The organism is Archangium sp. (assembly GCF_036277355.1).
Classification (GTDB): domain Bacteria; phylum Myxococcota; class Myxococcia; order Myxococcales; family Myxococcaceae; genus Archangium.
This window is the reverse complement of record NZ_DASUNC010000088.1, coordinates 14,317-31,660: the sequence shown is the minus strand read 5'-3', so window position 1 is coordinate 31,660 and position 17,344 is coordinate 14,317. Positions and strand designations below refer to the sequence as shown.

Annotated in this window: 16 protein-coding genes and 12 tRNA genes; 20 read left to right on the top strand and 8 right to left on the bottom strand. The window is 68.6% G+C overall.

The genetic code is table 11. From position 1 onward, the window contains the following. Position 1 precedes the first annotated feature (1 nt). The 5 genes from VFZ09_RS23330 to VFZ09_RS23310 form a co-directional block, all read right to left on the bottom strand. On the bottom strand, positions 2 to 235 hold the full coding sequence (locus VFZ09_RS23330; protein ID WP_043394185.1) for a hypothetical protein: 234 nt from the start codon (positions 233 to 235) through the stop codon (positions 2 to 4). Between the two features lie 47 nt (positions 236 to 282). Beyond that, positions 283 to 1,257: an MvdC/MvdD family ATP grasp protein gene (locus VFZ09_RS23325; protein WP_329729839.1), complete on the bottom strand. Its 975-nt coding sequence runs from the start codon at positions 1,255 to 1,257 to the stop codon at positions 283 to 285. A 19-nt stretch (positions 1,258 to 1,276) separates the two neighbouring features. Then, entirely contained in the window at positions 1,277 to 2,272 is a 996-nt protein-coding gene (locus VFZ09_RS23320) for an MvdC/MvdD family ATP grasp protein (protein WP_329729838.1), read from the bottom strand. Positions 2,273 to 2,309: 37 nt separating this feature from the next. Continuing rightward, positions 2,310 to 2,495, bottom strand: a complete 186-nt coding sequence (locus VFZ09_RS23315) for a microviridin/marinostatin family tricyclic proteinase inhibitor (RefSeq protein ID WP_329729837.1) — start codon at positions 2,493 to 2,495, stop codon at positions 2,310 to 2,312. A 111-nt stretch (positions 2,496 to 2,606) separates the two neighbouring features. Further along, the gene (locus tag VFZ09_RS23310) at positions 2,607 to 3,953 is read right to left on the bottom strand and encodes a P1 family peptidase (RefSeq protein WP_329729836.1); all 1,347 of its coding nucleotides are present in this window, start codon (positions 3,951 to 3,953) and stop codon (positions 2,607 to 2,609) included. Positions 3,954 to 4,061: 108 nt separating this feature from the next. On the opposite strand from VFZ09_RS23310, the gene VFZ09_RS23305 reads away from it, so the two are divergent. The 17 genes from VFZ09_RS23305 to VFZ09_RS23225 all read left to right on the top strand — a co-directional run bounded on the left by VFZ09_RS23305 (position 4,062) and on the right by VFZ09_RS23225 (position 10,065). Beyond that, positions 4,062 to 4,214: a hypothetical protein gene (locus VFZ09_RS23305; protein WP_329729835.1), complete on the top strand. Its 153-nt coding sequence runs from the start codon at positions 4,062 to 4,064 to the stop codon at positions 4,212 to 4,214. 88 nt (positions 4,215 to 4,302) lie between these two features. After that, positions 4,303 to 4,383 (top strand) — tRNA-Tyr (locus VFZ09_RS23300). Between the two features lie 74 nt (positions 4,384 to 4,457). Continuing rightward, positions 4,458 to 4,528, top strand: a tRNA-Lys gene (locus VFZ09_RS23295). 5 nt (positions 4,529 to 4,533) lie between these two features. Beyond that, positions 4,534 to 4,607: transfer RNA gene (locus VFZ09_RS23290), tRNA-Gly, on the top strand. Between the two features lie 6 nt (positions 4,608 to 4,613). After that, positions 4,614 to 4,685: transfer RNA gene (locus VFZ09_RS23285), tRNA-Gln, on the top strand. Between the two features lie 6 nt (positions 4,686 to 4,691). Next, positions 4,692 to 4,763, top strand: a tRNA-Asn gene (locus VFZ09_RS23280). Between the two features lie 6 nt (positions 4,764 to 4,769). Continuing rightward, a tRNA-Pro gene (locus VFZ09_RS23275) sits at positions 4,770 to 4,845 on the top strand. Between the two features lie 23 nt (positions 4,846 to 4,868). Next, positions 4,869 to 4,942: transfer RNA gene (locus tag VFZ09_RS23270), tRNA-Pro, on the top strand. A gap of 35 nt (positions 4,943 to 4,977) precedes the next feature. Continuing rightward, positions 4,978 to 5,052 (top strand) — tRNA-Arg (locus VFZ09_RS23265). A 10-nt stretch (positions 5,053 to 5,062) separates the two neighbouring features. Beyond that, positions 5,063 to 5,134: transfer RNA gene (locus VFZ09_RS23260), tRNA-Met, on the top strand. 9 nt (positions 5,135 to 5,143) lie between these two features. Next, positions 5,144 to 5,216 (top strand) — tRNA-Phe (locus VFZ09_RS23255). 16 nt (positions 5,217 to 5,232) lie between these two features. Further along, positions 5,233 to 5,306, top strand: a tRNA-Thr gene (locus VFZ09_RS23250). A gap of 120 nt (positions 5,307 to 5,426) precedes the next feature. After that, a tRNA-Leu gene (locus tag VFZ09_RS23245) sits at positions 5,427 to 5,501 on the top strand. 26 nt (positions 5,502 to 5,527) lie between these two features. Continuing rightward, complete coding sequence (locus tag VFZ09_RS23240) at positions 5,528 to 6,070, top strand: HNH endonuclease (protein WP_043394176.1); 543 nt, start codon at positions 5,528 to 5,530, stop codon at positions 6,068 to 6,070. Positions 6,071 to 6,251: 181 nt separating this feature from the next. Further along, the gene (locus VFZ09_RS23235; protein WP_329729834.1) at positions 6,252 to 6,791 is read left to right on the top strand and encodes a cytochrome C; all 540 of its coding nucleotides are present in this window, start codon (positions 6,252 to 6,254) and stop codon (positions 6,789 to 6,791) included. Positions 6,792 to 6,941: 150 nt separating this feature from the next. Then, the gene (locus tag VFZ09_RS23230) at positions 6,942 to 7,142 is read left to right on the top strand and encodes a hypothetical protein (RefSeq protein ID WP_329729833.1); all 201 of its coding nucleotides are present in this window, start codon (positions 6,942 to 6,944) and stop codon (positions 7,140 to 7,142) included. A gap of 94 nt (positions 7,143 to 7,236) precedes the next feature. Next, the gene (locus tag VFZ09_RS23225) at positions 7,237 to 10,065 is read left to right on the top strand and encodes an AAA family ATPase (protein ID WP_329729832.1); all 2,829 of its coding nucleotides are present in this window, start codon (positions 7,237 to 7,239) and stop codon (positions 10,063 to 10,065) included. Between the two features lie 22 nt (positions 10,066 to 10,087). On the opposite strand, the gene VFZ09_RS23220 is transcribed toward VFZ09_RS23225, so the two are convergent. Then, entirely contained in the window at positions 10,088 to 12,013 is a 1,926-nt protein-coding gene (locus tag VFZ09_RS23220) for an ATP-binding protein (RefSeq protein WP_329729831.1), read from the bottom strand. Between the two features lie 81 nt (positions 12,014 to 12,094). Between VFZ09_RS23220 and VFZ09_RS23215 the strand changes: the two genes are divergently transcribed. Next, complete coding sequence (locus VFZ09_RS23215) at positions 12,095 to 13,258, top strand: SGNH/GDSL hydrolase family protein (RefSeq protein WP_329729830.1); 1,164 nt, start codon at positions 12,095 to 12,097, stop codon at positions 13,256 to 13,258. Positions 13,259 to 13,267: 9 nt separating this feature from the next. Here VFZ09_RS23215 and VFZ09_RS23210 read toward each other — a convergent pair whose 3' ends face one another. After that, the gene (locus tag VFZ09_RS23210) at positions 13,268 to 15,487 is read right to left on the bottom strand and encodes a kinesin (protein ID WP_329729829.1); all 2,220 of its coding nucleotides are present in this window, start codon (positions 15,485 to 15,487) and stop codon (positions 13,268 to 13,270) included. Between the two features lie 144 nt (positions 15,488 to 15,631). Between VFZ09_RS23210 and VFZ09_RS23205 the strand changes: the two genes are divergently transcribed. After that, complete coding sequence (locus VFZ09_RS23205) at positions 15,632 to 16,171, top strand: hypothetical protein (RefSeq protein WP_329729828.1); 540 nt, start codon at positions 15,632 to 15,634, stop codon at positions 16,169 to 16,171. Positions 16,172 to 16,236: 65 nt separating this feature from the next. Continuing rightward, a complete protein-coding gene (locus VFZ09_RS23200; RefSeq protein ID WP_329729827.1) occupies positions 16,237 to 16,977 on the top strand; it encodes a lysophospholipid acyltransferase family protein in 741 nt (246 codons plus the stop codon). 4 nt (positions 16,978 to 16,981) lie between these two features. Here the strand turns inward: VFZ09_RS23200 and VFZ09_RS23195 are convergent, their stop codons facing one another. Further along, positions 16,982 to 17,257 carry a hypothetical protein gene (locus tag VFZ09_RS23195; RefSeq protein ID WP_329729826.1) on the bottom strand — a complete coding sequence of 92 codons (276 nt, stop codon included), beginning with the start codon at positions 17,255 to 17,257 and terminating at the stop codon, positions 16,982 to 16,984. Between the last annotated feature and the right edge of the window lie 87 nt (positions 17,258 to 17,344).

Here is a 17,344-nt window from a genome sequence, read left to right as displayed (position 1 = left end):
GTCACTCCCGGGCGGCTTCCTTCGAGCCCACCACCGTCATGTTCATGCCGATCTGCACCGACACCGGCTTGCCATCGACGGTGATGGTCATCTTGCCGTTGATGTTCCAGCCGAACGAGCCCGTCGAGAAGGCCTTCACCTCGGCGAGCATCTCCTGGCCGTTGATGACCACCTTCAACGGCTCGGCCTTCTCCTGGAACTGCTTCAGCGTCACGGGGCACGGGGACTTTGCCATGGGGCCGGCACCGTACCACCGGGGGCTCGGGCCGGACCACTGGATCCTCACCGGCGGGCCGCGCGTCCGGAGAGCACGTCCGCCAGCGCCTCGTCGATGGGCAACCCCGGGTGGCGCATCAACCACATGAACTCGCCCGCCGGATTCACCTCGAGGAAGACGTGCCGGCCCTCGGGCGTGACGATGAAGTCGAACGCGCCGTAGTTGAGCCCCAGCGCATCCATCAGCCGCACCACCTGCTTCTCCAACCGCTCGGGCAGCGTATAGGCCTTCCACGCGTCGATGAGCGCCACGCCCTCCCGGCGCCAGTCCTCCCGGGCCTTCGGCAGCGCCTGCGAGTCGATGGCCGCCGCCATCACCCGCTCCCCCACCACCGTCACCCGCAGCTCCACCTGCTTCGCCAGCCGCTCCTGGAAGGTCATCGGACACAGGTCCAGCCCCTCCAGGTCCTCCAGCTCGCGCGCCTCCAGCGGCGTGGTGAAGACCACCTGCTCCCGCCCCCGCTCGTCGTAGACGGCGAAGGAGGACATCATCTTCGTCACCACCCCGCCGGGGCAGCTCGCGGCGAAGGCACGCACCGCCTCGGGATCATTGGTCATCAGCGTGCGCGGCACCTCCATGCCCAGCGCCCGCGCCAGCTTGAGCTGCAGCGGCTTGTGCTCCGCGCGCCGGACCACGTCGAGCGCATCCAGCTGGAACACCTCGAGCGCCGTCATCATCCCGAACACCAGGCGCCGGCTCTCCTCCACCGAGGGCTTGCGCAGCTGCTCATCCATGTCCTTGGGAATGCCCGCGCCCGTGGCGTTGCGGCGGTACCAGATGGCGGAGATGTCCGAGAGCGAGATCTCCCCATCGGGCCCCGACAGCCGCCCCGCCCCCGCCTCGTCGAGCGAGAGCTGGAGCCGGGTGGGGAACAGATCCGAGTCGAAGCGGTAGACGCGCTCGCCGCGCGCCTCGAGGGCCCGCCGCACGGCGTGAGGCGCCTCGTTGTCCTGGGAGTGGGTGACGATGAGGATGGCCATGACGTTCCCGCGTGTGCCGTCAGGGGGGAGGGCCCGCGGACGCGAGCGCGTCGGCCAGGGCCGCGGCGATGGGCAGGCCGAGCTCCTTCTCGAGCATGCCCCACTCGCCCCCGGGGTTGACCTCGAGGAAGACGTGACGTCCCTCGGGTGTGACGATGAAGTCCGCGGCGCCGTACACCAGCCCCAGCTCCGCGACCAGACGCACCAGGCGCCCGGCCACCTCGGGGGGCAGCTCGCCCTTCTCCCAGTGGACCTCGCCCGGCCGCGCGCGCCGCCAGTCCACCTGCCCCTCCACCGAGCGCGACGCGTCGATGGCTCCCACGAAGCACCGCTCGCCCACCACGGCCACCCGCAGCTCGTGCGCCTTGTCGAGCCGCTCCTGGAACATCATGGGACTGTGACGCAGCGCCTCCAGCTCCGCGAGGTGCTCGGGGCCGATCGCGCACGTGTAGACGAAGGGTTGCCCGCCCGCCATGGACTGCGTCAGGGGCGTCTGCATCTTGGCCACCATGCGGCCCCGCACGCGCGCGAAGAAGGACCGGACGCGCTCGGCGTCATTGGTCACCAGCGTGAGCGGCACCTCCAGCCCCTGGGCCATGGCCAGCCGCAACTGGCGCAGCTTGTTGCCCGCCTGCTCCACGCCGAGCGGGTTGATGAAGGGGCAGCCCGCGGCACGCAGCCCGTCGAGGAACCCCTCGAGCGCGGCCCTCGACTCGCGCACGCAGCTCTCCCGCCAGCCGGGGTCCAGCGACTCATCGAGCCAGGGGGACACCAGCCGGCGCAGCCACACCGACCGCACGTCCTCGCCGCGCAGCTCGCCCGCCGCCGTCCGCAGCACCACCTCGTCCGCACCGGGCCCCAGGCTCGACGTCAGCTCCAGCCGCGCCGGAAAGCCGTCCGTGTCGATCCGCACGGAACGAACCCCCCGCCGCGACAGTTCCTCCGCCACCCGGTCGACTGTGTAGAAGTCGGCACTGTGGGTGAAGAGCAGGACGATGTCGCGGGCGGGGGGCATGGCGGAACCAGACGCTCAACAGGCCGCCAGGGGCCTCCTACAGGTCACGCTCGTCGGTGTCCGAGGGGTACTTCAACGTCCCCTCGCTGTTGGACTCCTGGAGGGTGGCGGAGCCGTCCGAGGGGTACTGCAGGGTGTTGTCCGTGCCACCGGACACCAGCTCCAGCTCTTGCTCCTCGAGCAGACGTGCGAAGAACGGCTTCCGGGTCATGTCCTTCTTCATTTGCCGCCTCCTTGTGGGGGGGAGATCTGGCCTGACGACGAGGGGGGGACCCGAGCGGTCAGGCGCATGACACGACCCTGGGTTACCACGTTCGAGACTACCTGGCGAATTTCATTCTGCCTTCACCGGAGCGGGAGCCCGGCCGTACTTGCGCAGCGCCTGGACGAGCCTGTCGTGAGGGAGGGAGAAGAGGCGGATGCCATCGGCGCCCGTCATGGTGTCGGCGGCGAGCAGGGCGTTGAGGATGGCCTCCTGGGTGGCCTGCACCGTGGCCTCGAAGAGCGGGGTGATGTGCTCGTTGTCCAGCGAGGAGACCCGGGCCACCGGGCTGTCGGCCGGCGGCTTCGTGGGCTGGGTGGAGAAGGCCAGGAAGATGTCCCCCGAGGAGTCCTCGCCCAGTCCGCCCATCTTGCCGATGGCGAGCGGGACGCGCCGGGCGATGCGATCCAACTGGTGGGGCAGCAGCGGCGCGTCGGTGGCCACCAGCACGATGATGGAGCCCATGCCCTCGGAGAGGGGGGGCGCGGCCAGGCTGGCGCTCTGGGCGCACGGACGGATGTTGCGGGCGAACGGTGACGCGGGGGCCTCGCTGCCCACGTAGCAGCCCTTGAGGTCGCGGATCTCCTCGCCCACCGGGACGCCCTCCACCGTGAAGAGGCGCCGGCTGCCGTAGTTGCACTGCACCAGCACCCCCAGGGTGTAGCCACCCTGGTCCTCGGGCAGCTTGCGCGACGCCGTGCCGATGCCGCCCTTGAAACCGTGGCACATCATCCCCGTCCCGCCGCCCACGTTCCCCTCGGCCACCGGACCCGTGCGCGCACCGTCGATGGTCCGCAGGGCGTGCTCCGGCTTGACGTGGAAGCCGTAGATGTCGTTGAGGAAGCCGTCATAGGTCTCCGCGACCACCGGCAGGCCGAGCTCCCACCCGAGGCCATGCCGGGCGCCCCAGTCCACCACCGCGTCACGCACCACGCCCACGCTGGAGGTGTTGGTCAGCATGACGGGACCGTTGAGCAGGCCCGACTCCTTCACCCAGGTGGTGCCGGTCATCTCCCCGTTGCCATTGAGGGCGAAGGAGGCCGCGAAGACGGGCTCGGCCATGCGCTCGCGCCCGCGAGGCAGCACCGCGGTGACGCCCGTGCGCACCGGCCCCTTGCCCACCACGAGCTTGCCCTCTCCGGAGATGAGCGTCGTGTGGCCCACCTCCACCCCGGGCACGTCGGTGATGGCGTTGAGGGAGCCGGCCGTCCCTCCAAAGGTGATGCCCAGGTCGCGGGCACGGGGCTTCGCCGGACCCGGCGACACCGGAGTGGACGCCACTGGAGCGGACGCCGCGGGGGCGGGCTTCGCGGGAGCGGGGGCGCGGGTGGCGGCGGCCTGGGAGGACGCGGCGCAGCCCATCCCGGGAACACAGAGGAGAAGCGCGGAGAGGAAGCGGGCAGGAAGGAAGGGGCTCATGGAGGGCGGAAGTACACGGGTCCGGCGGGGGAAAGGAAATCCACCGGAAAATACCCCGTCAGGAAACCCGGGGCGTGGCGTCTCTTCATCATGAAAGGAGCGGTGACGATGCGGACCACGACGATGAAGCCGGGAACGATGAATCCGAAGCAGCACAACAGCCATGCCGGTTTCCGCGACGTGCGCGTCAGCAACTTGCCGGCCTCCTTCTCGCAGCCGCGGTATCGCCAGTACCCCGTGCCATACCCGAGCCTCTTCTGATGCTCCGCCTCCAGACGTGAGGCGGTGCGACGGAGGCCGGGCTCCCGAAAGGGTTCCCGGCCTCTCGCATTTCCAGCCTCACCCACCTGGGGACGTAGAGCGTTACGGAGACGCGCCGGCCTGTAGAGCCGGAGCCTTGGCCCGCTGGGTTCGACTCCCAGCGTCCCCACTCGCAGTTCGCAGCTCTCTGACAACTGAATCGCAGTGGTGAAGCGCCGCCTGCCCTCACGCGAGGCGGCACACGCCTCCGTAGCTCATCGGTAGAGCACCCGCCTCTTAAGCGGGTGGCGAGGGTTCGAATCCCTCCGGAGGTACTCACGCGGGTGTCGTCCAGTGGCAGGACGCCGGTCTCCCATACCGGAAACACGGGTTCGAATCCCGTCACCCGCTCCACTTCACTCCGGGATCGTCCAATCGGCAGGACGGCGGGCTCTGACCCCGCAAATGCAGGTTCGAACCCTGCTCCCGGAAACACATTCCACAGTAGCTCAAGGGAAGAGCGGGCGCCTGTTAAGCGTCAGGTTGGGGGTTCGAATCCCTCCTGTGGAGCATCATCGGGATGTAGCTCAGCCTGGACGAGAGCGCGTGCTTGGGGTGCACGAGGCCGTCGGTTCGAATCCGGCCATCCCGACTCTCTTATCGCAGTCGTTTTTCCTGGGTGTGGCTCAATTTGGTAGAGCGCGCGGTTCGGGTCCGCGAGGTTGCAGGTTCAAATCCTGTCACCCAGATGTCTTTGGCTCCATAGCTCGGAGCCGCCATTTTCGCCCCCGTAGCTCAGTTGGAGCAGAGCGCTCGGTTCCGAACCGGGAGGCCGCAGGTTCGAGTCCTGCCGGGGGCATCTGTCTCGATGCGGAGTGGGACCGGACGTCCCACCGGGCCTCATAAGCCTGGGCCGCAGGGTTCGACTCCCTGCTCCGCAACTGTCTCAAGCCGTCCTGGCGTAGGTGGTCCGCGCGCCCGTCTGAAGAACGGGAGGACTGGGTTCGATTCCCGGGGTCGGCACTCGCAGCACCGTTTTGCCCCTGTAGCTCAGCTGGCAGCAGCACCGGTTTCGTAAACCGGGGGTCGTCGGTTCGATCCCGACCGGGGGCACTCCTCACCTTCTTCCCACTTCTCCTGCACGCCGAGCCAGCTGGAGACGGCACTGGTCCCACACACCAGGTCTGCTGGGTTCGATCCCCAGGGCGTGTACTGCAACAGGCTCCCCAACCCGTCCGCGTGGCCCAAACGGGAGAGGCGGCTGGCTCAAACCCAGCTCAGGTGCGAGTTCGACTCTCGCCGCGGACATATCCCCCAAGAAGGACACCCGAGTCATGGAGACGCTGGTCCTCAACCAGTCGTATGAGCCCGTGGCACGGATCTCCTGGCAGCGCGCGATGATGCTGCTGTGGCAGGGGAAGGTCGAGGTGGTCGAGGAGTACGATGACCGCCTCGTCCGCTCCGTCACCCTGGAGATCCGCATGCCCTCCGTCATCCGCTTCCTGCGCGGCGAGCGGCGCAAGGGGCGTGGCATCAAGTTCAGCCGCGACAACGTGTACATGCGCGATGGCTGCAAGTGCCAGTACTGCGGCCGGAAGGTGTCGCGCCCCGAGGCCACGTACGACCACGTGGTGCCCCGGGCCCAGGGTGGCCGCACGACCTGGGAGAACATCGTGATCGCGTGTGTCCCCTGCAACCAGAAGAAGGGGGGCCGCACGCCGGTGCAGGCGGGGCTCAAGCTGCTCTCCACGCCGGAGAAGCCGCGCAAGCTCCCCGGCTCGGTGCAGCTGACGTTCGCCTACGAGAAGGGCATGCCCATCTCCTGGCGCAAGTTCCTCCGTGACGTCGCGTACTGGCACACGGAGCTCGAGGAGTGAGCGGCGGGTAGACGGGGGCCTCCAGAGGGGGCTCCCGGGCCCCGCTCCGTGACGGGAGCGGGAAGATCGACTGACCGCTTCCCAACGGTGCCGCGGGACCGTGGGACGGGAGAGGACTTCCCGCTCCGCCCCTAGTGTCCCGCGCCCCGGTGTTCCCTTGCCGGGAGAGGAGTGGACACGCATGCGTGACTCGAAGCCCGGACGTTGGGTGGTGCTCGGCCTCAGCCTGCTCGCCTCGCCCTTGGGGGGCTGCGGGAATGACGATGACGGCAACGACACGGAGAAGGAGCGTATCGAGAAGGGGCTGACGCTCTCTCCCGTGCCCCTCAACCTGAACGGCAAGGACCGGGACCTGGTGGGCCTGGGCAGCTACATCGTCAACGCGCAGGCCGCCTGCAACGACTGCCACACCCACCCGCCCTTCTCCCCGGGCGGCGACCCGTTCAAGGGAGAGCCGGAGCGGATCAACTCGGAGCACTTCCTGGCGGGCGGCATGGCCTTCGGGCCCATCGTCTCGCCCAACATCACCCCGGATGCCTCGGGCAGGCCGGCGGGAGCGGACTTCGAGGAGTTCGAGCGCTACATGCGCACCGGCCGCGAGGAGAACGGTGGCCTCCTCCAGGTGATGCCCTGGCCCATCTACCGGAACATGAGCGACCGCGAGCTGCGCGCCATCTACGAGTACCTGCGCGCCATCCCCTCCGCCCAGCCCGGGCCCTGAGGGCAGGAAAGCGTCGGGTAAAGGGGCCGTAAACCGGGAAAAGTTGGGAACCCGTCATTGCGGCCCTCCGCTGACGCGGGGCGTAGTGAACCCACACGGGCGGAGGGCGCATGGATGCGCGCTCACACCATCCCCACAGGGAGGAAACCCATGGAGTGGCTCGAGTTCGATCGTTTGTCTCCGGAGGTGGAGCAGCTCCTGGCGGACCAGGCCGCGCGCCTGAGCGCCACGGTGCGGCCGCCCCCCTCCCCGAAGCAGGAGAGCGCCAGCGCCCGGGCCCGGCGGCTCGAGGCCCTGCTGCGTCAGTGCCCAGCCTCCAACCCCTGGGGGCACCCGGTCGCGGAGTGCTGAAACCCGCACGGGCGGCCAGGAACGGAAGGCCGGGGTCCACCACTGCGGTTCAGCACGTTAGAGTGCGGCCGCGCCCCCCGAGGCGTTCCAGACCATGGCCACCAGGAAGAGCGAGGACAACGAGAGGCTCATCGACCGGGACCTGACCGCGCTGGCGCGGGAGGGGAAGCTCCCTGCCGCGCACGGCGTGGACGGTCCGGTGATGGAGGTGCTGGGCCTCCTGTCGCGAGGGGGCAAGCACCCGTTGCTCTCCGGCGAACCGGGCGTGGGCAAGTCCGCCCTGGTGCAGGAGGTGGCTCGACGCATCATCGAGGGCCGCGTGGACGCGGAGCTCGCCAACGCGCGGATGGTGGAGGTGTCCGTCGCCAACATCCTGGCGCGCAGCACCCAGCGTCAGGCGGCGGAGACGTTCGAGGAGCTGCTGGCCTGGCTCAGCCGTCACCCCTGCCCCATCGTCTACATCCGGGATCTGCCCGCGGTCATCGGCGGGCCACTGGCGCCGGTGGCCTTCCGCGCCCTGCGCACGGGAGGCATCCGCTTCATCTTCGAGACCGAGCCCAAGCGCGTGCAGGAGCTGCTGCGCGCGGACGAGGCCTTCTCCGAGCGGCTCCACCTGGTGCCCCTCAACGAGCCGCCCGCCGAGCGGGCCCGGTGGATACTGGGCCGTGTGGCCGAGGAGCTGGAGCGCGAGCTGCACCTGCCCATTGATCCAGCGGCGTGCGACCTGACGCTGCGGCTGGCCTCCAAGTTCCTGCTGGCCCAGCGGCTGCCGCGCAAGGCGATTGAATTGCTCAAGGAGACGGCCGCGGAGGCCTCCGGAGGCGCCAAGGACCGCGTGGGTCCCGAGGACGTCCTCACCCGCTTCTGCGCCACCACCCGGCTGCCGCGCTTCGTCGTGGACGACGCGATGCCGCTGGACCTGGAGGAGACGGAGCGCTTCTTCGGCGAGCGGCTGCTCGGGCAGACGGACGCGGTGCAGGCGGTGCTGCGCTCGGTGGCGCTGCTCAAGGCGGGGTTGAACGATCCGCGCCGGCCGCTGGGCGTGTTCCTCTTCGCCGGCCCCACGGGCGTGGGCAAGACGCAGCTCGCGAAGCTGCTGGCCGAGTACCTCTTCGGCTCGCAGGACAGGCTCGTCCGGCTCAACATGGCGGACTTCCCCAACGACGGCGACGAGAGCGTGCCCTTTGGCGCCTCGTGGGCCCCGGCGGTGGAGACGAAGCGCGGCGAGCTGACGGCGCTGCTGGAGGGGAAGGTGTTCACCGTGCTGCTGCTCGACGAGTTCGAGAAGGCCGCGCGCAGTGTGCACGACCGCTTCCTGCAGCTCTTCGACGAGGGCACCTTCGTGAACGGGGCGGGGGAGACCATCTCCTGCAACAACACCGTCATCGTGGCCACGTCCAACGTGGGCGCCGAGGTGTACCGGGAGCCGTCCATCGGCTTCATGGGCTCGCGGCGTCCGGAGGAGCTCATCACCGAGGTGGACCGGCGCATCGCCGAGGCCTTCCGCCCCGAGTTCCTCAACCGTTTCGACGCCATCTGCCACTTCCAGCCGCTGTCGAAGGTGGAGATCCGCAAGATTGCCCAGCGCGAGGTGGGCCGGGTGCTGGAGCGCGAGGGTATCCGCGCGCGCGGGCTGGATGTGGAGGTGACACCGGCGGTGGTGGACCTGCTGGTGGACCGGGGCTACTCGCCGCAGTTCGGCGCGCGCTACCTGCAGCGGGAGATCGAGAAGACGCTGACGGCGGCGCTGGCGGTGGAGATCGCCCGCCGGCCGCTGCCGCCGGGAGCACCGGTGCGGGTGGAGACGCGGCCGGGTGGCAAGGTGGTGGCGGTGGCCGAGCTCTCGCCGCGTCCGCGGGAGGAGACGGCGCAGCTCGCGCTGCCCACGGAGAAGTCGGTGTCGGCGGTGAAGCGGCGGCTGGACAAGAAGTCGCTGCTCAACGAGATGGACCGGCTGGTGGGACGGGCGCGGGCGCTGGCGGTGTCGGCGAACCGGCCGAGGCTGGAGGAGCGGCGCGCGGAGCTGCTGGCGGAGACCCAGGCGCCCAACCTGTGGGACGACCCGCAGCGCGCGGCGTCGACGCTGAGGGCGTTCCGCTCGGTGGAGGCGCAGCTGAACGAGCTGGACCGGATGGAGGAGCGGACCACGTTCGCGCGGCGGCTGGTGCGCGAGGCGAAGGGCGAGGCGCAGCTGGCGTCGGCGGCGAAGCAGGTGGAGGAGGTCGCGCGCGAGGTGCAGATGGCCGAGGTGCTCGGGACGGCGGGGACGTCGGACCACGGCGACGAGGCGCTGATTGACATCTGCGCGAGCGAGACGGGCGAGGGACAGGACGCCTGGGTGCAGGAGCTGGCGACCATGTACCTGGGCTGGGCGGAGCGCCGCGGCTACGAGGCGATGGCGGTGGCGGAGGCGGAAGAGCCCTTCCGGGTGGTGGTGCGGATCGCCGGGCCCGGGGCGTACGGCTACCTGGCGGGCGAGGCGGGACTGCACCGGCGCATCGACGAGGAGAAGCGCCAGCGCGCGTACGTGCGGGTGCACCGGGGCGGACCGGTGGAGGAAGAGGAGAGCCTGGACGTGGAGGGCCGCGAGGTGAGGCGGCACGAGGGCACGTACCTGGCGCGGGTGAAGACGGAAGTGACGGTGAAGGACGAGACCACGGGCCGGATGATGACGCTGGCGGGCGCGGGCGAGCTGGGCGAGATGAAGGACATCGCCTCGCGGGTGGTGAAGGGCCAGGGCGGCAGCAACACGGCGGACGAGGCCCGGCGCTACCACCTGGGCCGTGGCGCCCGGGTGGAGGACCCGCGCACGGGTGCGGGCACGCCGCGCGTGAAGGACGTGCTGCGCGGCGAGCTGGACGTCTTCATCGCCGCGTGGATTTCCCGTCCGCCCACCTCGGGCCCCACGAGCGCCGCGAGCTGATTCAGGCTCGACGGATATCGACCTAGCGCTTCTTCACGCGTGGCGCCCATACCGGAACGAATAGCGCCGACACCTCGAGAACGGGAATGACACGCTTCTTGTCATCATCCTCGTACTCGATTTCGTAGGTATCAAGTGCTGGAGCGAGAACAGGCTGCTTGCGCTTCTGCAGCAGCCCCGTCGTTTCACCCGCGGTCTGCTCGAACAGCTTTCCGGGCTTACCAACCTTCCAGCAGACGACGGCATCGATGGCTTTGAAGAAGTGGTCGAGCGAGTTGCCTGCCGACACCTCGAACTTGAACTCGACTCGCGCGAGCGCTGTTTTCGGAACGAACAAACGCTGGGCATCGTGTGCCACGCTCGCGATCGCATCCACGCCGAGCCGTGCATTGTACTCGAGTACGTGCAGGGGCATCCGGTAACGCCCCGACAACAGTCCATACAAATAGAAGAGTTCCTGCTCGGAGCGGGGCGCCTTCATGGGGATTGACTCATCCGGGTCGAGCGCTGTCAGCCCCGCGACATCGGATGGGTCGAGCACGTCCCCCTTCTTCGGCTTGTCAAGCCAACTCCGTACATCTTCGCGGCGACGGTCCATCTGTTGGACCTCCCGGTCACGAAGCCCCGCATGGCGGGCAGAGCGCAACCGATCAATCCAATCCCCGAATGACTCCTCCTTCAATTTTTCGCGCAGCCACTCTGACAGATGCATGAGCAACTTCGGCTCATGCTCGGCGAAATTCGAGATGTCACCACGGTTGGCTGTCGGCAAGAATCGCTGATGATTCACGAAAACCTGCCAGTTCCGAAGGTTTCCGAGGTCATATCCAAGCCCATCTGGAGAGGCTTGCATCAATGCCTTTTCAAGAAGCTCGTTCTTCCGGACCACCGGAATGTAATCGCGGCACAACCAGAGCCCGAATCGCTCCTCGAAACCATACAGGCCCTGGTGGTTCTGCCAGCGCGCTTCGATGTAGACTTCGCGCTGGCGACGATTTCCTTCGACTCGCGCGATGATGCCGTAACCATCCTCGAGCATCCAATTGTTCGGGGTGGTCAGACGCAAGGCGGTCAGGTCATCCCTCGCACCGCGCTTGTTTGCGCCGGAGCTCTCATTGACATCGGCGAACCGATGTCCGAACACCCGGAGTTCCGGTCGCTGAGCAAACTGCTGCACGTCCTTTCCCCAAGCGGCGAGCAGTTCCTTATCGCGCTCGTACAGGTGCGAGTAGCTCGTTTCACCATTCACTCGCAGATCAACCCGAAGCGGCCGCAGGCTCACCTCTTGAGTACCAAGTCCTTCAACATGGCCCTGAGCAACGGCTTCGTGGAAGGAGAGGCGCGTTTCGAACAACCCGCTCCGCAGATCCCCAATGACAGTGAACCAATCAATGTACGACTCGAGACGACGGCGACGCAGGAGCATCTCCGCATCACCGAAAAGCACCTGCTCCACCCAGATCGCGGTTCCACTCTCCAGCTTCAAAAGGCCAAGCTCTCCAAGCTCTTTTGATTTCGGATCCGTCTGCTCCAGTGGGTGGACAGGAATTTCCGCGTCCGCTTCCAATTCTGAAGGGCGAGGAACAGAGCAGATGCGCCAGGCCGGCTCACCTTTACACCTCGTCACCACGGTCAGCCGCTCGCTCGCGAAAAAGAGCTTCGTGCCATGGCCTTTGTAGCCAATGGCCTGATTGGCCGTCGCCTTCCTGGACGCCCCGACGCCCCAGAAGGCGCCGAGCCGCTCATCGTTCATGCCCTCGCCATCGTCGATGAAGAGGATGCTCGGCTTCTCAGGGGTTGACTGGCGCCACGTCCGGATCCAAACCCGCCGCGCGCCGTGGTCCTTCGCATTCGAGAGTGCTTCACGGACGATCTCGAGCGCGTCGACTTTATTCTCGCGAAGCTCGCGAACGAGATTCCGATGGTCATGAATGCGCTTCACTTTCATAATCGACCCCTGAACGATGGGCTCCTTTCACCACATTCGGGACAGCGCGTCACGCATCCCCTACATCCCGAGGAAGGGTGCTTGCTTGGAGGGCTTACGGACCGGAAGAACACCTTCTCTACCCGGCCAATGAGCACGCCCTGGAGTCTGGTGGGCGTGGTGGTTGCCCTGGCCGTCCTCAGTGGCTGCCGCACCGTTCCCGTCCAGGTGTCTCCCCAGGCCCCCGAGCTGCGCTTCGGTGGCCGTGTGGACCATGGAGACCCGGGTGGCCCCCGTCTCTCCTGGGGTGGCACGTCCCTGACCGTGCGTTTCACCGGCACCTCCCTCGGGCTGCGCCTGCTCGATCTGCCCAAGGTCGAGGAGCTCGCCCCCAACCGCTTCCGCTTCAGCGTGGACGGTGCGCCCTTCCGTGACCTCTACGTCGGCGAGGGCCGCATGCTCTACCGCGTCGCCGAGGGTCTCCCCGCGGGCGAGCACCTGCTGCGCCTGGAGAAGGAGACCGAGCCCGTCGTCGGAGAGACCCAGCTCCTCGGGCTCGAGCTCGACCCGGGTGCCCGGCTGCTGCCCGCGCCTCCCGCCCCCACGCGCCGCATCGAGTTCGTCGGCGACTCGGGGCTCACCGGCTTCGGCATCGAGGGCAAGAACGAGTCGTGCAGCTTCAACGTGGAGACCCAGCGCAGCTCCCTCACCTGGCCCGCCCTCACCGCGCAGGCCCTCGGCGCCGAGGCCTCCATCGTCGCATTCTCCGGCAAGGGCGTGGCCGTCAACTACGCCAACGACCCCACTCCCACCCTGCCCCAGCTCTACCCGCGCACCCTCCCCCATCGCGAGGACAGCCGCTGGGACTTCTCCTCCTGGGTGCCCGACGCCGTGGTCATCCAGCTCGGCGCCAATGACTTCTGGAAGGAGCACCCCGGTGAGGAGCTCTTCCGCGATGCCTACCGTGCCCTCGTGGACGGCATCCGCGCCCGCTACCCCGGCGCCCACATCGTCTGCGTCCTGGGCTCCGGCATCACCGACACCCATCCCAAGGACGTCAAGGCGCGCAGACACGCCCGCGCCCTCATCTCCGGCGTCGTGGAGACCCTCCGTCAGTCCGGAGACTCCCGCGTCCACTTCGTCGAGGTGCCTCCCAATCCCGGGGACGAGGGGCTCGGCTGTCTCTGGCACCCCAGCCGGAAGACCCACCAGCGCACCGCCGAGCAGATGACGCCCTTCCTGCGCGATCTGCTTGGCTGGAAGTAGCCCCGGCCCTCACGGAGCCGGCGGCGCGGGCGGCACGGCCGGCGAGGAGCCCGGAGTCATCAGCGAGTCACACGTGGCGCCCGCCATCCACTGGCGCCTGCAGGCCTCGCGAATGAGCGGCTCGCGGAACTGCCAGAGCACCACGAAGACGATGACGAGACCGATGAGCAGCCACGTGCCCATCGAGCGAGGCTCCTCCTCGTCGTCCTCGCGCGCCGTCGCCAGGACCGATTGCAGCACGTCCGTCCGGTCCACCTTCGCGTTCTTCGGCAGCCTCGGCCGGCGGGTGATGAGCACCGCCAGGTCCCTCGTGAGCTTCAACCGGTCGTTCAGCGCCCAGCCCGAGCCCTCCAGCAGCAACGCCAGGTTGCGCTTGCGCAGCTTGAGCCACCCCAGCAACCCCGAGGGCAGCATCACCACGGCCGCCACGATCATCGCCGCCGAGAGGACATCGAACACCGTGAGCGACCGCACCTGCGTCACGATGAACGCCAGGGACGAGCCCACCGCCGCGAAGGCAATGCCCGTCGCCGCGATGAAGCCCCCCGGTCCCGCCGTGGGCGTCCCAGCGGCTGGAGCCGGTGCTCCCGGCGCCGCCAGCGTCCCCTGCGCGTAGCTCTTCTCCAACGACTCATCGAGCGACTTCTCCCCGGCCGCCGCCATCCCCTCGATCTTCTTGGAGATGAACTGGCCGATCCGCCCGAAGGGCATCGTCATCGCCTCCCACAGCGACACGGGCTGACGGATGACCTGTGTCACCACGGCGTCGAACTCGCGGCCCTCCACGTCGTAGAACACGCCGCGCTTGCCCACCGGCAGGCCATCGCTCCGCCCCCGCGTGACGGGCACCGCCACCTCGTAGCTCTCCCCGCCCTCCTTCGCCACCACCTGCACGTAGAGCGTACACGTGGTGCCCTGGCTCGTCAGCGCCGCGTGCGCCGCCCGGTTCGTCACCAGCACCGACAGCCTGTACCTCCGCCCTCCGAGGATGAGCGTCCCCCTCTCCATCAGCGCCCGCCGCTTCGTCTGGTACAGGTCCGGCATGCTGATGAAGTTGTTGGCGAACGTCAGCAGCCAGCGCTGGTAGAGGATCAACCGCTCCAGCTCGTCCACCGCGTCCAGCTTGTCCTTCAGCGCCAGGTCCGCCCGGCACGCCGCCTCCAGCGCCTCGAGCTGGGACTCGGCAATGGCCGCCAACCCGTCCACCAGTCCGCGCAACGGGCTCGTCTCCAGCCGGGCCTGCCACGCCAGGATGGCATCGGCTTTCGCGCACATGTCCCGCCACGCCACGTCCCCCAGCGTCGCCAGGTCCCCCGTGATCGGCACCGACACGTCCTTGCGGAACGCCTCGAGCCGCTCGAATGCCTGGCCCCGGTACAGCCGAGACCACCGCAGCGCCCCTCCAGGCTCCGGAGGCGCCACCGGCAGCTCCGACACCACCCGCGCCAGGGCCTGCGTGTCCCCCAGCGCGCCCTGCACCCGCCCGGGCTCCAGCTTGAGGCCCGCGACGGCCTCCGGCTGCGCCGCCACCAGCCGGCACTGCAGGTAGTACGTGTCCAGCAGCGGCCGGATCTCCTGGATGCGCCGCGCGTGCTCCACGCTCCGCTCGCCCCACGCCAGCACCGGCCCCTTCTGCGCCAGGTGCACCAGCAGCGCGCTCCGCTCCTCGCGGAAGCGCTGGAGCATGGCCGGGTCCACCCCCGCCTGCCCCGCCCGGTTCTTCACCTCCGGGAAGCAGGCCATGAGCTTCACCGCCAGCGAGCGCAACGGCTCGGGCAGGAAGGCCGGGGCGACGATCCCATCCCCGTTCTGCCCCGCCTCCCGCAGCGCCTTCTCGCTGGTGCGCACCTGCTCCAACGTGATGCGCGTCCGGTCCCCCGCCTTCAGCGTCTCCAGCAGGATGCCCGCCACGTCCCGCAGCTTCGTGCCCGCCTCGGAGAGCGCGTCCAGCGCGAGCACGTCACTCGCCGCGTCCGCCCCCTGGTAGGACTCGAGCATCTTCGCCGCGTACTCCACGGCGGCGCGCAGCTCGTACACGCGGATGCGCTTGTTCCCATCCGTGTCGACGAAGGTGAGGAAGCGCGGATCGCAGTGGAGTCCCTCGAGGGGGCAGGCCGTGGCCAGCCACTGGGTCTCCGGAATCTTCACGGCATCCACCAGCACTTCGAAGGACGGGATGGAGACCTGCAGCGAGCCGCCATACCGGCGGTACACGAGGGGGCGCGTCATGGCTGTCCACCAGAGCACAGCTGCCCGCCTGGTGGGGAAGCGGTTTCACTCCGGGGAGTGACTGTTCGCTCCCCTGCCTCCTCGCCCTCCCACCATGCCTCGACCTTCTTGCATCTCTCCCCCGCACGGGGCATGTCTCGGGGTGTGAGCCAAGAGCACCAGCAGACCGGGGCGGAAGGGGCGGGCGCGGCCCAGGGCGAGGGCTTCTTCAGCGCCTATTCGAACCAACAGCCTCGCCGCTCCAAGCGCATGCTGTTGCTGTACCCCGCCGCGGCGCTGTTCCTCTTCCTCGTCGGCAAGTGGTTCGTGGCCCTGCAGCCCGAGGCCACTCCCTACCGCGTGGAGACGGCCTGGGGCCTGCGGCAGGTGAACAAGGGCATGTCGCCGCAGGAGGTCTCCGGCATCCTCGGCCAGCCCACCAGCAAGGAGCGCCGCGGCACCCAGGAGTGCTACCAGTACGGGCGCCCCACCATCAAGGAGCCCTCCTTCGTCCTGCACGTCGTCTGCTACGAGGACGGCAAGCTCATGGAGGTCTCCCAGAAGCGCTACAACTCCTGGGTCGTCACGCAGGACATGGCCATCTCCCCCGCCCCGCTCGAGTACGAGCTCCAGGCCGAGGAGGAGACGCCCGCCACGCCGTCCCTCCCCAGCACGCCCGCCGTCGCCGGCCAGAAGCCGATGTAGCCGCTCGCGCGGCCCGCGTGCGGAGAGTCCTCCATTCTTCACCGGCCGTGCGATGATGGGGGGACATGCGCTGGCTCCCCTCGCTGCTCTTCTGGTCGTTCTTCGTGGCGAGCTCCGCCGTCCTCTTCTGCGTGGCGCTCGTCCTCTTCCTGGTGACGTGGCCCTTCGACCGCGACGGCCGCGTCCTGCACCTGTTCTCCTGCGGCTGGGCGCAGCTCTACTTCTGGGTGAACCCCGGCTGGCGGCTGCGCATCCAGGGCCGCGAGCGCCTGCCGTGGCACGGGCCCGCGGTGCTGGTGTCCAACCACCAGTCCGTGGGCGACATCCTCGTGCTCTTCGGCCTCTACCGGCCCTTCAAGTGGGTCTCCAAGGCCAGCAACTTCAAGCTGCCGTTCCTCGGCTGGAACATGTACCTCAACCGCTACGTGGGGCTGGTGCGCGGGGACAAGGACAGCATCGCGAGGATGATGGCCGCGTGCGAGCGCTGGCTGGAGCGGGGCGTGCCGGTGCTCATCTTCCCCGAGGGCACGCGCTCACCGGACAACCAGATGAAGCCCTTCAAGGACGGCGCCTTCCGGCTGGCCCACGCCAAGGGCTGCCCGCTCATCCCCATGGTGCTCACCGGCACGGGCGACACCCTGCCCAAGCACGGCTGGCTCATCCGCTTCCGCGCGGACTGCAAGGTGCGCGTCCTCGAGCCCGTGGACCCGCGCGCCTTCCCGGATGCCGCCGCGCTGCGCGACCACGTGTTCGGCCTCATGCAACAGGAGAAGGCCCGCCTCGAGTCCGGGGCCGCCGCACCGTGAAGGGCTAGAGCTCCCTGGGGAGCCGGCGCGCCACCTCGAGCAGCAGCACGCGCTGGCGCTCGTGGTCCACGTCGTAGACCGCGATCGCGTCATCCACCACCACCGAGGGCGCGGAGACCGGGTGCCCGGCCACCTTCACCGCCTCGGAGCGGCCTGGGTGCAGCCCCTCGGCGAGCGCCACGGCGACAGCATCCAGCTCCTCCCGGATGCGCCGGTACGTCTCCAGCGACAGGTGGGCGAGCTGATTCCACGCGGGTGGACTGATTTCGACGGTGTACACGGTGCGAGCGCCTGTGGATTTGCTCCTTCTATATTATTTGAGCACAAACAAGGCCAGTCCACTTCCCCAGAAGTCCAGCCCCCTGAA

What these genes read in the sequence shown, in the direction of transcription:
- VFZ09_RS23210 (WP_329729829.1), bottom strand. Translation starts at nt 15,487, where the DNA reads ATGACGCGCCCCCTCGTGTACCGCCGGTATGGCGGCTCGCTGCAGGTC.
- VFZ09_RS23330 (WP_043394185.1), bottom strand. Translation starts at nt 235, where the DNA reads ATGGCAAAGTCCCCGTGCCCCGTGACGCTGAAGCAGTTCCAGGAGAAG.
- VFZ09_RS23315 (WP_329729837.1), bottom strand. Translation starts at nt 2,495, where the DNA reads ATGAAGAAGGACATGACCCGGAAGCCGTTCTTCGCACGTCTGCTCGAG.
- VFZ09_RS23305 (WP_329729835.1), top strand. Translation starts at nt 4,062, where the DNA reads ATGCGGACCACGACGATGAAGCCGGGAACGATGAATCCGAAGCAGCAC.
- VFZ09_RS23320 (WP_329729838.1), bottom strand. Translation starts at nt 2,272, where the DNA reads ATGCCCCCCGCCCGCGACATCGTCCTGCTCTTCACCCACAGTGCCGAC.
- VFZ09_RS23200 (WP_329729827.1), top strand. Translation starts at nt 16,237, where the DNA reads ATGCGCTGGCTCCCCTCGCTGCTCTTCTGGTCGTTCTTCGTGGCGAGC.
- VFZ09_RS23225 (WP_329729832.1), top strand. Translation starts at nt 7,237, where the DNA reads ATGGCCACCAGGAAGAGCGAGGACAACGAGAGGCTCATCGACCGGGAC.
- VFZ09_RS23235 (WP_329729834.1), top strand. Translation starts at nt 6,252, where the DNA reads ATGCGTGACTCGAAGCCCGGACGTTGGGTGGTGCTCGGCCTCAGCCTG.
- VFZ09_RS23230 (WP_329729833.1), top strand. Translation starts at nt 6,942, where the DNA reads ATGGAGTGGCTCGAGTTCGATCGTTTGTCTCCGGAGGTGGAGCAGCTC.
- VFZ09_RS23240 (WP_043394176.1), top strand. Translation starts at nt 5,528, where the DNA reads ATGGAGACGCTGGTCCTCAACCAGTCGTATGAGCCCGTGGCACGGATC.
- VFZ09_RS23310 (WP_329729836.1), bottom strand. Translation starts at nt 3,953, where the DNA reads ATGAGCCCCTTCCTTCCTGCCCGCTTCCTCTCCGCGCTTCTCCTCTGT.
- VFZ09_RS23220 (WP_329729831.1), bottom strand. Translation starts at nt 12,013, where the DNA reads ATGAAAGTGAAGCGCATTCATGACCATCGGAATCTCGTTCGCGAGCTT.
- VFZ09_RS23325 (WP_329729839.1), bottom strand. Translation starts at nt 1,257, where the DNA reads ATGGCCATCCTCATCGTCACCCACTCCCAGGACAACGAGGCGCCTCAC.